The sequence below is a fragment of the Pseudomonas fluorescens genome, assembly GCF_018614775.1.
GTDB lineage: Bacteria > Pseudomonadota > Gammaproteobacteria > Pseudomonadales > Pseudomonadaceae > Aquipseudomonas > Aquipseudomonas fluorescens_BY.
The window spans coordinates 1-14,717 of the sequence record NZ_JAGGOF010000001.1 but is presented as its reverse complement, the minus strand read 5'-3'; the positions used below and the strand labels follow the sequence as shown (position 1 = coordinate 14,717).

At 59.3% G+C, this 14,717-nt stretch carries 14 protein-coding genes; 4 read left to right on the top strand and 10 right to left on the bottom strand.

Annotation, left to right across the window (positions count from 1 at the left end; all coding sequences use genetic code 11):
• Window positions 1-66: 66 nt before the first annotated feature.
• Both trpB and trpA read left to right on the top strand, forming a co-directional pair.
• Window positions 67-1,299 (top strand): tryptophan synthase subunit beta, encoded by a 1,233-nt coding sequence (gene trpB, locus J7E36_RS00070; RefSeq protein ID WP_214998666.1) that lies wholly within the window; start codon window positions 67-69, stop codon window positions 1,297-1,299.
• Window positions 1,299-2,111, top strand: a complete 813-nt coding sequence (trpA, locus tag J7E36_RS00065) for a tryptophan synthase subunit alpha (RefSeq protein ID WP_214998664.1) — start codon at window positions 1,299-1,301, stop codon at window positions 2,109-2,111. The genes trpB and trpA overlap by 1 nt, the downstream gene beginning before the upstream one ends.
• 111 nt (window positions 2,112-2,222) lie before the next feature.
• On the opposite strand, the gene J7E36_RS00060 is transcribed toward trpA, so the two are convergent.
• From J7E36_RS00060 to J7E36_RS00015, 10 genes are all read right to left on the bottom strand, one after another.
• The gene (locus J7E36_RS00060) at window positions 2,223-4,184 is read right to left on the bottom strand and encodes a DUF4105 domain-containing protein (RefSeq protein ID WP_214998663.1); all 1,962 of its coding nucleotides are present in this window, start codon (window positions 4,182-4,184) and stop codon (window positions 2,223-2,225) included.
• Window positions 4,181-4,501, bottom strand: coding sequence for a DUF2388 domain-containing protein (locus tag J7E36_RS00055; protein WP_214998661.1), 321 nt, complete (start codon window positions 4,499-4,501; stop codon window positions 4,181-4,183). Before J7E36_RS00055 ends, J7E36_RS00060 begins: the two co-directional genes overlap by 4 nt.
• Before the next feature lie 26 nt (window positions 4,502-4,527).
• Complete coding sequence (locus J7E36_RS00050; protein ID WP_214998659.1) at window positions 4,528-4,836, bottom strand: DUF2388 domain-containing protein; 309 nt, start codon at window positions 4,834-4,836, stop codon at window positions 4,528-4,530.
• A gap of 106 nt (window positions 4,837-4,942) precedes the next feature.
• Complete coding sequence (locus J7E36_RS00045) at window positions 4,943-5,260, bottom strand: DUF2388 domain-containing protein (RefSeq protein ID WP_214998656.1); 318 nt, start codon at window positions 5,258-5,260, stop codon at window positions 4,943-4,945.
• A 327-nt stretch (window positions 5,261-5,587) separates the two neighbouring features.
• Entirely contained in the window at window positions 5,588-5,803 is a 216-nt protein-coding gene (locus J7E36_RS00040; RefSeq protein WP_214998654.1) for a DUF1127 domain-containing protein, read from the bottom strand.
• Window positions 5,804-6,122: 319 nt separating this feature from the next.
• A complete protein-coding gene (locus tag J7E36_RS00035) occupies window positions 6,123-7,616 on the bottom strand; it encodes an acetyl-CoA hydrolase/transferase family protein (protein ID WP_214998652.1) in 1,494 nt (497 codons plus the stop codon).
• Window positions 7,617-7,815: 199 nt separating this feature from the next.
• Complete coding sequence (locus J7E36_RS00030; RefSeq protein WP_214998650.1) at window positions 7,816-9,252, bottom strand: NAD(P)(+) transhydrogenase (Re/Si-specific) subunit beta; 1,437 nt, start codon at window positions 9,250-9,252, stop codon at window positions 7,816-7,818.
• Complete coding sequence (locus J7E36_RS00025) at window positions 9,252-9,575, bottom strand: NAD(P) transhydrogenase subunit alpha (RefSeq protein ID WP_003187010.1); 324 nt, start codon at window positions 9,573-9,575, stop codon at window positions 9,252-9,254. The genes J7E36_RS00030 and J7E36_RS00025 overlap by 1 nt, the downstream gene beginning before the upstream one ends.
• A gap of 15 nt (window positions 9,576-9,590) precedes the next feature.
• Window positions 9,591-10,712 carry a Re/Si-specific NAD(P)(+) transhydrogenase subunit alpha gene (locus J7E36_RS00020; protein WP_214998648.1) on the bottom strand — a complete coding sequence of 374 codons (1,122 nt, stop codon included), beginning with the start codon at window positions 10,710-10,712 and terminating at the stop codon, window positions 9,591-9,593.
• 431 nt (window positions 10,713-11,143) lie between these two features.
• The gene (locus J7E36_RS00015) at window positions 11,144-12,043 is read right to left on the bottom strand and encodes a LysR family transcriptional regulator (protein WP_214998646.1); all 900 of its coding nucleotides are present in this window, start codon (window positions 12,041-12,043) and stop codon (window positions 11,144-11,146) included.
• A gap of 158 nt (window positions 12,044-12,201) precedes the next feature.
• Between J7E36_RS00015 and J7E36_RS00010 the strand changes: the two genes are divergently transcribed.
• On the top strand, window positions 12,202-13,383 hold the full coding sequence (locus J7E36_RS00010; protein WP_214998644.1) for an acyl-CoA dehydrogenase: 1,182 nt from the start codon (window positions 12,202-12,204) through the stop codon (window positions 13,381-13,383).
• A 13-nt stretch (window positions 13,384-13,396) separates the two neighbouring features.
• Window positions 13,397-14,617, top strand: a complete 1,221-nt coding sequence (locus J7E36_RS00005; RefSeq protein ID WP_214998642.1) for a CaiB/BaiF CoA transferase family protein — start codon at window positions 13,397-13,399, stop codon at window positions 14,615-14,617.
• Window positions 14,618-14,717: the final 100 nt, after the last annotated feature.

The window sequence follows — 14,717 nt, the reverse complement described above, 5'->3', positions numbered from 1 at the left end:
CAGCATGGGATGTCAGGGGGTAGAGTGAGCCCATTGTTTTTTATGCATTTGCCTGGAGCGCCCCCGATGACCCAGCCTACGACCCCTTTCAACCTGCGCAGTGGTCCCGACGCCAACGGCCTGTTTGGTGCCTTCGGCGGCCGCTACGTGGCCGAAACCCTGATGCCGCTGATCCTTGATCTGGCCCGCGAATATGAAGTAGCGAAGGAAGATCCTGCATTCATTGAGGAATTGGCCTACTTCCAGCGGGACTACGTCGGACGTCCGAGCCCGCTCTATTTCGCCGAACGCCTCACTGAATACTGCGGCGGCGCCAAGATCTACCTCAAGCGCGAAGAGCTGAACCACACCGGCGCCCACAAGATCAACAACTGCATCGGCCAGATCCTGTTAGCGCGGCGCATGGGCAAGAAACGCATCATCGCCGAGACCGGCGCCGGCATGCACGGCGTGGCGACTGCCACCGTGGCTGCGCGGTTCGGCCTGGATTGCGTGATCTACATGGGCACCACCGACATCGAGCGTCAGCAGGCCAACGTGTTCCGCATGAAGCTGCTGGGTGCCGAGGTGATCCCGGTGGTTGCCGGCACGGGCACGCTGAAAGACGCCATGAACGAGGCGCTGCGCGACTGGGTTACCAATGTCGACAGTACGTTCTACCTCATCGGTACGGTGGCGGGACCCCATCCGTACCCGGCGATGGTGCGCGACTTCCAGGCCGTGATCGGCAAGGAAACCCGCGATCAGTTGCAAGCCCAGGAAGGTCGCCTGCCAGACAGCCTGGTGGCGTGCATCGGCGGTGGCTCGAATGCCATGGGCCTGTTCCATCCATTCCTGGACGACAAGAGTGTCGAGATCATCGGTGTTGAAGCGGCCGGCTATGGCATCGAGACCGGTAAACACGCAGCGAGCCTGAACGGCGGCGTCCCAGGGGTACTGCACGGCAACCGCACTTTCCTGTTGCAGGACGACGATGGCCAGATCATCGACGCCCATTCGATTTCCGCTGGCCTCGACTATCCGGGTATTGGCCCGGAACACGCCTGGTTGCACGACATCGGTCGCGTTCAGTACACCTCGGTGACCGATGCTGAAGCCCTGGAGGCCTTTCACAAATGCTGTCGCCTGGAAGGGATTATTCCTGCACTGGAAAGTGCCCACGCCTTGGCTGAAGTGTTTAAACGCGCGCCCAACCTGCCGAAAGATCACCTGATGGTGGTCAACCTGTCCGGCCGTGGCGACAAAGACATGCAAACCGTGATGCACCACATGGAACAGTCCAAGCAGGAGAAACACTGATGAGCCGCCTGCAAACCCGTTTTGCCGAACTCAAGCAACAGAACCGCGCTGCCCTGGTGACGTTCGTCACGGCCGGCGACCCGAACTACGACACCTCGCTGGCGATCCTCAAGGGCTTGCCGGCAGCCGGTGCCGATGTGATCGAGTTGGGCATGCCGTTCACAGACCCGATGGCCGACGGCCCGGCGATCCAGTTGGCTAACATCCGTGCCCTGGGGGCCCAGCAAAACCTGGCGAAAACCCTGCAGATGGTTCGTGAGTTCCGCAAGGACAATAGCGAGACACCGCTGGTGCTGATGGGCTACTTCAACCCGATCCATCGTTACGGTGTACAGCGTTTTATCGGTGAAGCACTGGATTCTGGTGTTGACGGCCTGATCGTTGTCGACATGCCGCCCGAGCACAACAGTGAACTGTGCGAACCGGCCCAGGCTGTCGGGTTGGACTTCATCCGTCTGACGACGCCCACCACCGACGATGTGCGTTTGCCGACCGTGCTCAACGGCAGCTCCGGCTTTGTGTATTACGTGTCGGTCGCAGGTGTGACCGGCGCGGGTGCCGCCACCCTGGAGCATGTGGAAGAAGCCGTGGCGCGCCTGCGTCGCCATACCGACCTGCCGATCAGCATCGGTTTTGGCATCCGCACGCCGGAACAAGCCGCAGCCATTGCACGGCTGGCTGACGGTGTGGTGGTTGGCTCGGCGCTGATCGACCACATTGCCAGCGCGGATACCTCGGAGCAGGCGATTGATGGGGTGTTGAGCTTGTGTGCCGCATTGGCGCAGGGTGTGCGTGAGGCGCGCGTCAACTGACTCAATTGCTGCAACGAAAAAAGGGTTCAGAACAAGATTCTGAACCCTTTTTTGTATGCATAAACGGCTGGGCCGATGACCAAAGCGTCGCCGCCGCACAGGGGCTGGGTACTAGGGCAACTCCAGCCCGCCACCCGCCTTGTGCAGCTTGCGCAGATGCTCGCCGATCGCCTTCACGTTGGCCTCGCTCGCCGCAATTTCAGCGGCACGGCTTGGCTCCAGCAAGGCCCGGACTTCCTTATCCAGATCGCCGGTCAGTGTTTGCAGCTGTTTCTGACGCAGGCTGCTTTCCGATTCCAGTCGTTGCCACTCGCTGGGTTGGGGCAATCCGTAGCCATCGCTGCCCAGCAATTCGGCGGGACGGCTCAGAAACCCGCTGTTGGCGAGAATCTGTTGCAGTGTTGCGTTAGCCCTTTCCATGCCGCCGTTCTGCAACTCGCGCGCACCGAGGTAGCGCTGTTTGACTTCATCCTGAGCCAGCAGTAACTGCCGACGATAACTGGCCTGCTCCAGCAGCAACAACGCAGCGCTGGTGCGCAGGTCGGCCTGCTCGAACCAGACGCGGCGTTCGGCGGCGTCCAGGGAAAGCCAGTCCTCTACCGTCTGTTGCTTGATCGGCAGGTACTTCTTCAGCACGTCGAACATAGCCTGATACCGGTCACGGAACGAATCGAAGCGGTAGCCCAGGCGCAAGGCTTCCTTTGGATCATCCAGCACGCTGGTGTCCGCCAAGCCCCGGCCCTTGAGCACTTCCAGCAGGCCGTTGGGCATGATGCTATCCAGGCCGGTGAGGTGTTTGTTGTTGCTGCCACTGCGCAGCAGTTTCAGGCTCTCCACCGCGCAATTGTTGGACAGGAAGTAATAGTTGCCGTCGTAGCTCCAGTGCATTTCGGCGGCATGTTCGACGGTTTGCTCGATCTCGCTGCGCGATAGGTTCAGCGGCACGGACGCCAGGCTGCGCAGCTCGGTCTTGGTGTACTCGTCGATCACCTGGGCCAGCGGCAGTACGAACAGGCGTGATGGGTATTTGCCCACCAGGCCATCCCAACTCGACAACTGTACGTCGCCTACGAACGCGCGATACGACAGCACCAGATGTTGGTCCAGATCCAGTCGGCAGTCCGGGCCACGTGGGCGGCCCGGCGCGCAGATCACCAGGCGGAGCATGCTGTGGCCCCAGCGGCTGACCCAATTCTGGTTGGCTTCGGCCAGCAGGTAGTCGATGGCGTAGACCCGTTCCGGATCGACCTTGCCCAGGGGCGTCCTGGCGAAGTCGTTGCCGGCGTTGAGGAAGGCGAAGGATTTGGCGCAGGTGTCCTTGGTAGCGGGGGCCCAGCCGAAGTGTTCCTGGTAATAGCGATACAGGGCGGGTCGTCGGCAGGCGTAGCTGGGGTCCAGGAGGAAATACTCCATGTTGACCGCGACGAATTCCTTGGGGCTGCTCGTTTCGTAAAGGTCCGGGCTGCGGGCGACTTGACGGTTATGTTGCTCCCGTTCGCCGCGACGGCCGACGTATTGCGGCCAGCCGGCGAGGTCCAGCAGGCGGGGGTCATCGCTAAGGGTAAAGCGGCGGTCGTTCTGGCCCCGGCATTCATCTGGAAGGCCGATCAGCCCGGCGCTGTCGTTGCGCCGGGTGCAGCGCTGGATCAGCGCGCGTTCGGCATCCGGCCATAAGCGCGAACGGTCATAGATGTGGGTCAGTTCGTGCAGGACGGTGGCAAGCATTTCCTGCCGCACGGTGCCGTGGGGACGATGGGTCTTTTGCGTCGCGGCACTGCCGTCGGTGAGGCTGTCGAGCAGGTTGCTGTTCAAGTCCAGTTGCGACACCAGCGAAGCCTGGCCGTAGGCGTTGGTAGGCATCTGGTCGGTCCAGCCGACGTCGATGCGTCGGTCCAACCGCTCGATGAAGCGCGGCGGCAGCGCGCGCATGGCTTCATCGAGCAGCGCCTGGCTGGCCTGCTGTTGCGCGGGGTCAAGCCCTTCGGCGTTGAGATGCAATTGCAGGCCGGCTTGGGCCATGCTGCCCGTGAGCAGCAGGACCCCGGCTGTCAGCCAGGCGGCGAGCCGCCTCACAATGCGAGAATGGCTTCGGCGAGAACCTGGTCAGTGGCATCGCGCGCTTCCGGCACGCGGGTACGCAAGGTGTCGAAAGCGGCTTCGAGATGAGCGCCACGAATTTCGCCGTTGCTGGCTACGAAACTGGCGGCATCGTCATGGGCTTCGCGGACGATTTTCGAATCACGAATCGATGTAGTGGTGTCGGAAGTGAAATCGATCGTGCGCTGGGAAGCGCGAACGATGATGTTACTGGTGGCTACCAGGGTATGTGCCTGGGCCACATCGGCCAGTATCAGCAGGCCTAGGGCGGCAGCAATCAGCGGGCTACGCATGGAACGACTCCGGAGAATAAGGATAACTATTGGACGAGAATTGCTTGTGCCAGTTCAAGGTCGCTGACATGAAGTTTTGGTTGGGCCCGGCGTAGGTAATCCAGAGCGGACTCCAGCCGTGCACCTCGTAGCTGCCCGTCGCTGGCGATGAATGCCGCAGCATCGTCGTGAGCGGCGGCGACCAGTTTATGGTCGAAGGGCGCGGAGGTCACCATGCTTGTGGCATAGCCGCTGACCACGACTTGCTGAGTGGACACGTCGAAGGCACGGACCGGAACAGACCAGCAAAAAGCTACGAAGAAAGTCGCGATAAACAGATCTGAGAAGAAACGCATGAGACTCGACGGTTGATGGCGAGCCTGAAGGCTAGCGCAAACCCCCGGTCCAGAGCCAGCGTTGAAACATCGGGACACCCTCCGGTGCCCCCTGTTTCATGTTGCATCAGATAACCAGAATGGCCTGGGCCAACTGTGCGTCGGTGGCGTTCAACTGCGGCGCCTGTTGGCGGATGTAATCCAGGGCGCTTTCCAATTTCACACCGCGAATGGCGCCTTCGCTGGCCACGAAGCTGGCGGCGTCATCACGGGCGGCCTGGACGATCTTGTTGTCCCGCAGCGATGAGGTTGCATCAGAGGACGCATCGGACGTGCCCTTGAGCGCGCCGACGATGGAGTCGGTAGTGACGATAAAGCTACTGGCGTTGGCCTGGGCGGCTACGGCCAGCAGGGCAACTGCGCTGAGCAGACGAAGACGGGTCATGATGAAACTCCTTGAACATTGAGGTAATGCCGGTGCGTAGCTGGAAGAGGAGACGCCTGCTCGACTCGCTTCGCCCCGTTTGCACCGATAGTAGGACAGAACGGGCTGGGTGACAGCAGCAGATAAGTCATCTGGCGATTTCATTCGACCCATTAGCTAAACTGTACTGGTTAATTTAAAGAGCGCATAAACTGTTACGACGCCGTGATTCTCTTAAAACAACTGCTCTGAAACGACAAGACCCGTCGCGGTTTCCCGCGACGGGTCTTGTTTGTTCAATTCAGTGCTGGCGATGGACCCGATGGGGTCAGGGCCAGCGACGCTGAGTTAGCGCCAGAACGGCTTGCTCAGCTCTTCGTAGCGTTGTGCTTCGCTGATACCGGCGTCAGCCAGCAGGCGCGAATCCAGACGAGCCAGTTGGTGACGGCTGGCGATGCGGCGCTGCCACAACATCAGGTTGGCAATAACGCGAAGAGGCAGGGAAGCCTGGTTTTTTGCAGCGTTGTCGTCGAAGAACAGCTCGGAACTGAGTGTACGTTCCATGGTGACATCCTTCCGCTTGTGGCGGGATTAGGTAGTGGTTTGACTGGTGCCCATGATCCTCTCGTTTGGCCAGTCTCTCTAGATACAGTTCACCTGTAATGTGAGAGACCAGTTAACTGTTAAACAGCAGTGTACTGGTCGATATTGAAGCAACTGTACCTGTACGCTCCGCATTGGTGCGTTTTTTGTCTATTCGAGCTGATTTGTGGGAAAAGACTGTAAGAAAACACCGGTACAGCAGTACAGTTTTTATCGACTTGGTATTAAGCAGTCGCCCACAATCAAAAGTGTATTTATCATCGCAATGACCCGGGCCGTGTCAATCCACCAACATCCGTCCGGTTTCTTCCAGGTTCAGGTGCCAACTCAGTGCATCACGCAGGACGTGAGGTGTATGGCCACCCAGGGCGCACGCTTTCTCAAAGTATTCGTTCAGCGCCTGGCGGTAGGACGGATGCACACAGTTATCGATGATCACGCGTGCTCGCTCCCTCGGTGCCAAGCCTCGCAGGTCGGCCAGGCCGATTTCGGTGACCAGGATGTCGACATCATGTTCGGTGTGGTCCACGTGGCTGACCATCGGTACGACGCTGGAAATCGAACCGCCCTTGGCAATCGATTTGGTCACGAAGATGGCCAAGTGGGCATTCCGGGCAAAGTCTCCCGAGCCGCCGATGCCGTTCATCATCCGCGTACCACAGACATGGGTGGAGTTGACGTTGCCGTAGAGGTCGAACTCCAGCGCGGTGTTGATGCCAATGATGCCCAGACGGCGCACCACCTCGGGATGATTGGAAATTTCCTGTGGGCGCAGGATCAGTTTGTCCTTGTACCTGTCCAGGTTCCCGAACACATCGGCATTGCGTCGACTCGACAGCGTGATGGAGCTGCCCGAGGCGAAGCTGAGTTTCCCGGCGTCGATCAAATCGAATGTCGAGTCCTGCAGGACTTCGGAATACATGGTCAGCGCTTCGAACGGAGAGTCGATCAGCCCACACATCACCGCGTTGGCGATGTTGCCAATACCGGCCTGCAGCGGACCGAGTTTATTGGTCAGGCGCCCAGCGGCGACTTCCTGCTTGAAGAACCCGATCAAGTGATCGGCGATGGCCTGGGTGTCGTGGTCCGGTGGCGTAACGGTCGACGGCGAGTCGCCCTGGTGGGTAATGACAATGGCGGCGATTTTTTCCGGTGGGATCGGGATCGCGGTGCTGCCAATACGGTCGTCGACTTTTACCAGGGGAATCGGCGTGCGGGTCGGCCGATAGGTCGGGATATAGATGTCATGCAACCCTTCCAGGTTCGGGTTGTGGGCCAGGTTGATTTCGACGATCACTTGCCGTGCAAAGATGGCGAAGCTGGCGGAGTTACCCACCGACGTGGTTGGTACGATGTGGCCTTGCTCTGTGATGGCGACCGCTTCGATGACGGCAATATCAGGGAGCTTGAGTTGGGCGTTGCGCAGTTGTTCAACGGTTTCCGAGAGATGTTGATCGATGAACATCACCTCGCCTGCGTTGATCGCCTTGCGTAGCGTGCTATCGACTTGGAAGGGCATGCGTCGCGCCAGCACCCCGGCTTCGGTGAGCTCCTTGTCCAGGTCGTTACCCAGGCTTGCGCCGGTCATCAGGCTGATTTTCAGCGGGGTGATCTTGGCGCGCTCTGCCAGAGCGTGGGGTACCGCTTTTGCTTCTCCCGCTCGGGTGAAGCCGCTCATGCCGACGGTCATGCCGTCCTCGATCAACAAGGTGGCTTCGGCGGCGCTCATCACTTTATTCAACAACGAAGGCAGGCGGATGCGATCACGGTACATAGTGGGTTTTCTCGGACAGGAAGCAAGGATGCGCAGTCTAGTGAATTCGCGCCGTGCCCGACCCGCGACAAAAGTCGCATTTAAGGCGTCTATTACGGGGGGTTCAGGCAAAACATCATTACCGGATCGGTAACGTCAGGCCTTGATACAAATCAAAACGCCCCGACGAGCCGGGGCGTTTGAGTGAAGCGCAGAGGGATTATTCCACCGCTTTGACCATGTCTTCGATGACCTTTTTCGCGTCACCAAAGACCATCATGGTCTTGTCCAGGTAGAACAGCTCGTTGTCCAAGCCGGCGTAGCCGCTGGCCATGGAGCGCTTGTTGACGATGATGGTCTTGGCCTTGAACGCTTCGAGGATCGGCATGCCGGCAATCGGCGATTTCGGATCGTTCTTCGCTGCCGGATTGACCACGTCGTTGGCGCCGAGCACCAGGACAACGTCAGCCTGGCCGAACTCGGAGTTGATGTCCTCCATCTCGAATACCTGGTCGTACGGCACTTCGGCCTCGGCCAGCAGCACGTTCATGTGCCCGGGCATGCGACCGGCCACCGGGTGGATCGCGTACTTCACGGTCACGCCGTGATGGGTCAGCTTTTCGGTCAGCTCTTTCAGGGCGTGCTGCGCCCGCGCGACCGCCAGGCCATAGCCCGGCACGATGATCACGGTGTCGGCGTTGGTCAGCAGGAACGTCGCATCGTCGGCCGAGCCGGATTTCACCGGGCGCGCTTCTTTCGAGCCGGCCGGGCCTGCCGCATCCGCGCTGTTGCCGAAGCCGCCGAGCAGCACATTGAAGAACGAACGGTTCATGGCCTTGCACATGATGTACGAGAGGATCGCACCGCTCGAACCCACCAGGGAACCGGCGATGATCAGCATCGAGTTGTTCAGCGAGAAGCCGATACCGGCCGCCGCCCAGCCCGAGTAACTGTTGAGCATCGACACCACCACCGGCATGTCGGCACCACCGATGGGGATGATGATCAGCACGCCGAGCACGAACGCCAGGGCCAGCATCAAAGCGAACGCGCTCAGGTTGCCGGTGAACATGAAGGCCAGGCCCAGGCCCAGTGTTGCCAGGCCCAGGATCAGATTGAGCTTGTGCTGGCCGCCGAACTGTACCGGTGCGCCCTGAAAAAGGCGGAACTTGTATTTGCCGGACAACTTGCCGAAGGCAATCACCGAACCGGAGAAGGTGATTGCACCGATGGCCGCGCCGAGAAACAGCTCCAAGCGGTTGCCGGCCGGAATCGAATCGCCCAGCTGCTTGACGATGCCCAGGGACTGCGGCTCGACAACGGCGGCGATGGCAATGAATACCGCGGCCAGGCCGATCATGCTGTGCATGAACGCCACCAGCTCCGGCATCTTGGTCATCTCGACACGTTTGGCCATGATCGAACCGGCAGTGCCGCCGATCAGCAGGCCGACGATCACGTAGCCGATGCCGGCGGTAGCCAGCTCAGCACCCAGCTTATAGATAAGACCCACGGTGGTGAGCACCGCCAGCGCCATGCCGAGCATGCCGAACAGGTTGCCGCGGCGGGACGTGGTCGGGTGCGACAGACCTTTGAGGGCCTGAATGAAACAGATCGACGCGATCAGGTAGAGCGTCGTTACCAGGTTCATGCTCATTACTTGGGCGCCTCTTCTTTTACGGCTTTCGGGGCTTTTTTCTTGAACATCTCAAGCATGCGGCGCGTCACCAGGAAGCCACCGAATACGTTCACCGCGGCCAAGGCCACGGCGAGGGTGCCCATGGTCTTGCCCAGAGGGGTCACGGTCAGCGCGGCGGCGAGCATCGCGCCGACGATCACGATCGCCGAAATGGCGTTAGTGACTGCCATCAACGGTGTGTGCAATGCGGGTGTCACGTTCCAGACCACGTGGTAACCGACATAAATCGCCAGCACGAAGATGATCAGGTTGTAGATACCGGGGGAGATGAGCTCTTCCATTGTCTGAATCCCTGCTTAGGCGTTTTTACGGATGACCTGGCCGTCGCGGCACATCAGGCACGCGGCGACGATGTCGTCTTCCAGGTTCACGTCGAACTGACCTTCCTTGGTGAAGACCAGCTTCAGGAAGTCCAGCAGGTTACGGGCGTACAGCGCCGAAGCGTCGGCGGCCACTTCACCGGCCAGGTTGGTCGGGCCGACGATGGTCACGCCGTTCTCGACCACGACTTGATCCGCCACGGTCAGCGGGCAGTTGCCGCCCTGGGCTGCGGCGAGGTCGATGACCACTGAACCCGGCTTCATCTGCGCGACGGTTTCGGCGCTCAGCAGGGTTGGCGCCTTGCGACCGGGGATCAACGCGGTGGTGATGACGATGTCAGCCTGCTTGGCGCGCTCGTGCACCGCTTGGGCCTGGCGTTGCATCCAACTGGCAGGCATGGGCCGGGCGTAGCCGCCGACACCGACGGCGCATTCGCGTTCTTCATCGGTTTCATAAGGCACGTCGACGAACTTGGCGCCGAGGGATTCGATCTGTTCCTTCACCGCCGGACGCACATCCGAAGCCTCGATCACTGCACCCAGGCGTTTAGCCGTGGCGATCGCCTGCAACCCGGCCACCCCGGCACCGAGAATCAGCACGCGCGCCGCTTTCACGGTGCCCGCCGCGGTCATCAGCATCGGCATGAAGCGTGGGTAATAGTGGGCGGCCAGCAGCACGGCTTTATAACCGGCGATGTTTGCTTGAGACGACAGCACATCCAGGCTCTGGGCACGGGAGGTGCGTGGCGCGGCCTCAAGGGCGAATGCGGTAATGCCACGCTCGGCCAGCTTGGCGATGGTTTCGTTATTGAATGGATTGAGCATGCCCACCAGGACGGTGCCGCTCTTGATCAACGTCAGTTCGCTGTCGCTGGGGGCGACGACCTTGAGAATCAGTTCAGCGCCGAACGCGTCATTGGCGCTGCCAATAGCGGCGCCCGCTGCCTCATAGGCACTGTCGATAACGCTGGCCTTGGTGCCTGCGCCGCTCTGAACAGTGACCTTGTGACCTTGGCCGATCAGCTTCTTGATGGTTTCCGGGGTAGCAGCAACCCGTGTTTCACCCGTTTGGGTTTCGAGAGGAACACCAATGTGCACGTCAAATCTCCTGCGTGATCTTATTGAGTAAACCCATGCACTTCGGATGGTGCGGCTGGGGCGGCGGATCAGCACGACCCCACCTGATCAGGCGGGGCGCGGCATTTTGCAGGCGAAAATTCAGGCCTTCAAGGGATTATGACGTGTGACGGAAAATTAACTACAAGTCACCCTGTGACCGAATGTCGCAAGCCCCTAGGTAAATACCTGTCAACGCCTTGATTTAAAGCGCTTCAAGCGCTTCCGCATGGATTTATCCATGGATTAGGTGAATAACCGTTGATGGATGAAGCGATATGGCTCAAAGCCACGTATTTAAACGCTTTCGAGACTATCGTACTGATTTATTACAGATTGACTAAAAGCGACATAAACTTATATCTGTAGCGCCTTTTATTAGCTTACTACCGGAGTCGGGTAATGGGTTCTGTCTACTTATCAAGGTCATAGTCCCTCGCTTGGTACACCAGCCAGTCACGGAACGCCCGAAGAGAGGCGGATTCAATCTTTCGTTCAGGAATCATCAGGTAGTAGGCTTTGAGGCTCGACAGTGCATTCTGGTTAGCAATGACAAGTCGCTTCTCCGCCAGCTCGCGTTGGATCAAGAACGGTGGAATCAAGGCGATCCCCATGTCGTGCATGGCCGCCTGGGCCAGCATGGAGAATAGTTCATAACGCGGGCCTGTCAGGTCACGGGCAATGTTCAGGTTTTGCGCGTTGAACCACTGACGCCATGCATAAGGACGAGTGGTTTGTTGAAGCAGGGGCAGCTCGGCAATCGCTTCCGGCGGCAGGCTATTCTGATTGCCCAGTAATTCAGGGCTGCATACCGGCATCGGATTTTCGCCCATCAGCTTGTGGGATTCGGTTCCGGACCAGTCCGCATCCCCGAAATAAACGGCGGCATCGAACTCCGTGTCCGCAAACAGAAAGGGGCGCGTGCGGTTGGTCAGGTTGACGGTGACGTCCGGGTGTTGCTGCTGGAAATCCTTGAGGCGGGGTAATAGCCATTGGGTGCCGAATGTCGGAACCACGGCCAGCTCGATCACGTTTGCGCCGGTGTGTCCCATCACCGAAAGCGTATCTCGCTCGACGGCATCCAGCTGGGTGGCTACCCGGCGGCTGTAGGAAAGACCTGCCTCGGTCAGTTTGACCCCGCGACGGGAACGTCGGAAAAGCTCCACACCAAGGAAATCCTCCAGACCGGCGATCTGCCGGCAGATAGCGCCTTGCGTGAGTGAAAGCTCCTGTGCGGCCTTGGTAAAGCTCTCATGGCGTGCCGCAGCCTCGAAGCTGACCAAGGCGGCGGTGCTGGGAATCCTGCGACGCATGTACGACTACCTCACTCGTCACTGTTAGAAACAGGGTTTTGGGAGCTTTCGGAGTGAGAAATTAGCACAGGATCGTGCGTAATCCTCGTTTGCCCTTGTAGGAAAGCGCGCCTAGGATCAATCCACGATTTTTTAATTTAATTGGCGAGGAGTCTTTCATGGCCGGTAAAGCGAGCTTCAACTGGATCGATCCATTGTTGCTGGACCAGCAACTGACCGAAGAAGAACGCATGATCCGCGACACTGCCGAGCAGTTTGCCCAGCAGAAACTCGCGTCGCGGGTGTTGGAGGCGTTCCGTCATGAAAAGACCGACCCGGCGATTTTCCGCGAGATGGGTGAAGTCGGCCTTCTCGGTGCAACCATTCCCGAGCAGTACGGTGGCAGCGGGCTCAATTATGTCAGCTATGGCCTGATCGCCCGTGAAGTGGAGCGCGTCGATTCCGGTTATCGCTCGATGATGAGCGTTCAATCCTCACTGGTCATGGTGCCGATCAACGAATTCGGTACCGAGGCGCAAAAGCAGAAGTATCTGCCGAAGCTGGCGTCTGGCGAGTGGATTGGCTGCTTTGGCCTGACCGAGCCGAACCATGGTTCCGACCCGGGCGCCATGATTACTCGTGCACGCAAAGTCGAAGGCGGCTACAGCCTGACGGGCAGCAAGATGTGGATCACTAACAGTCCCATCGCTGACGTGTTTGTGGTCTGGGGAAAGGACGACGCGGGTGATATCCGTGGCTTCGTTCTCGAGAAGGGCTGGAAGGGCCTGAGTGCGCCGGCCATCCATGGCAAGGTTGGGTTGCGTGCGTCGATTACCGGCGAGATCGTCATGGATAACGTGTTTGTTCCTGAAGAAAACATCTTTCCGGATGTGCGTGGCTTGAAAGGACCGTTCACCTGCTTAAACTCGGCGCGCTACGGCATAGCCTGGGGAGCGCTGGGCGCGGCCGAATTCTGCTGGCACACCGCTCGCCAATACACGCTGGATCGGCAGCAGTTCGGTCGCCCTCTGGCTGCCAATCAGCTGATCCAGAAAAAACTGGCTGACATGCAGACGGAAATCACGCTCGCCCTGCAGGGTTGCCTGCGTCTGGGTCGTATGAAAGATGAGGGCACGGCGGCGGTCGAGATCACATCGATCATGAAGCGTAACTCTTGCGGCAAATCCCTGGACATCGCTCGCATGGCGCGGGACATGTTGGGTGGTAACGGTATCTCCGATGAGTTTGGCATCGCTCGCCATCTCGTGAACCTGGAAGTGGTGAACACCTACGAAGGTACGCATGACGTCCATGCGTTGATCCTGGGGCGTGCGCAAACCGGTATCCAGGCGTTCTATTAATAGGGGAGCGGTCATGGGCGCGCTGTCGCATCTGCGGGTACTGGACTTATCGAGAGTATTGGCCGGGCCATGGGCCGGGCAGATCCTGGCTGACCTGGGGGCGGATGTCATCAAGGTCGAGCGTCCCGGTAACGGTGACGACACGCGCGCCTGGGGGCCGCCTTTCCTGAAGGATGCCTATGGCGAGAATACGACCGAGGCGGCTTATTACCTCTCTGCCAACCGTAACAAGCAGTCGGTAACCATCGACTTTACGCGTCCGGAAGGACAGCGATTGGTACGAGATCTGGCGGCCAAGTCCGACATCCTGATTGAGAACTTCAAGGTGGGTGGGCTGGCGGCCTATGGCCTGGACTACGAATCGCTGAAGGCGATCAACCCACGGTTGATCTACTGCTCGATTACCGGATTTGGCCAGACCGGTCCTTATGCCAAGCGTGCCGGGTATGACTTCATGATCCAAGGGCTCGGTGGCCTGATGAGCCTTACAGGGCGACCCGAAGGCGATGAGGGGGCGGGGCCGGTGAAAGTCGGGGTCGCGCTGACGGATATCCTTACGGGGTTGTATTCGACCGCAGCCATTTTGGCAGCATTGGCCCATCGCGATCATGCGGGCGGCGGGCAGCACATTGATATGGCATTGCTTGATGTCCAGGTGGCCTGTCTTGCCAACCAGGCGATGAACTACCTGACCACGGGTGAAGCGCCGAAGCGCTTGGGCAATGCTCATCCGAATATCGTGCCTTATCAGGATTTTCCTACGGCTGACGGCGACTTCATCCTTACCGTAGGTAATGACGGACAGTTTCGTAAATTCGCCGAAGTCGCCGGGCAACCTCAATGGGCTGACGATCCACGGTTCGCCACAAACAAGATGAGGGTGGCGAATCGAGCGGCGCTGATTCCCTTGATTCGCCAGGCGACGGTGTTCAAGACCACGGCGCAGTGGGTCACCCTGCTGGAGCAGGCGGGCGTGCCATGTGGGCCGATCAATGATCTTGCTCAGGTGTTTGCTGACCCGCAGGTGCGGGCTCGTGGGCTGGCGATGGAATTGCCCCACGCGCTGGCCGGAAACGTGCCGCAGGTGGCTAGCCCGATTCGTTTGTCCAAGACGCCGGTCGAATATCGCCGTGCGCCTCCTTTATTAGGGGAGCACACCTTTGAGGTGCTACAGCAGGTGCTGGGGCTGGATGCGGCAGCGGTGGCGGTCCTCCGGGACGCAGGGGTCCTTTAAAGCCTTCTCTATATAGAAGGGGCTTTAAAGGAAGGTTTTCTGGTTGCACTTGGCTTATTGATGAGAAAGCTGAAATTAAGTGTTGACGGCAAATTCCAGA

Coding starts and splice junctions, on each gene's coding strand:
- J7E36_RS00005 (WP_214998642.1), top strand. CDS start 13,397: ATGGGCGCGCTGTCGCATCTGCGGGTACTGGACTTATCGAGAGTATTG.
- J7E36_RS00035 (WP_214998652.1), bottom strand. CDS start 7,616: ATGTACCGTGATCGCATCCGCCTGCCTTCGTTGTTGAATAAAGTGATG.
- J7E36_RS00050 (WP_214998659.1), bottom strand. CDS start 4,836: ATGCGTTTCTTCTCAGATCTGTTTATCGCGACTTTCTTCGTAGCTTTT.
- trpA (WP_214998664.1), top strand. CDS start 1,299: ATGAGCCGCCTGCAAACCCGTTTTGCCGAACTCAAGCAACAGAACCGC.
- J7E36_RS00015 (WP_214998646.1), bottom strand. CDS start 12,043: ATGCGTCGCAGGATTCCCAGCACCGCCGCCTTGGTCAGCTTCGAGGCT.
- J7E36_RS00040 (WP_214998654.1), bottom strand. CDS start 5,803: ATGGAACGTACACTCAGTTCCGAGCTGTTCTTCGACGACAACGCTGCA.
- J7E36_RS00010 (WP_214998644.1), top strand. CDS start 12,202: ATGGCCGGTAAAGCGAGCTTCAACTGGATCGATCCATTGTTGCTGGAC.
- J7E36_RS00045 (WP_214998656.1), bottom strand. CDS start 5,260: ATGACCCGTCTTCGTCTGCTCAGCGCAGTTGCCCTGCTGGCCGTAGCC.
- trpB (WP_214998666.1), top strand. CDS start 67: ATGACCCAGCCTACGACCCCTTTCAACCTGCGCAGTGGTCCCGACGCC.
- J7E36_RS00055 (WP_214998661.1), bottom strand. CDS start 4,501: ATGCGTAGCCCGCTGATTGCTGCCGCCCTAGGCCTGCTGATACTGGCC.
- J7E36_RS00025 (WP_003187010.1), bottom strand. CDS start 9,575: ATGGAAGAGCTCATCTCCCCCGGTATCTACAACCTGATCATCTTCGTG.
- J7E36_RS00030 (WP_214998650.1), bottom strand. CDS start 9,252: ATGAGCATGAACCTGGTAACGACGCTCTACCTGATCGCGTCGATCTGT.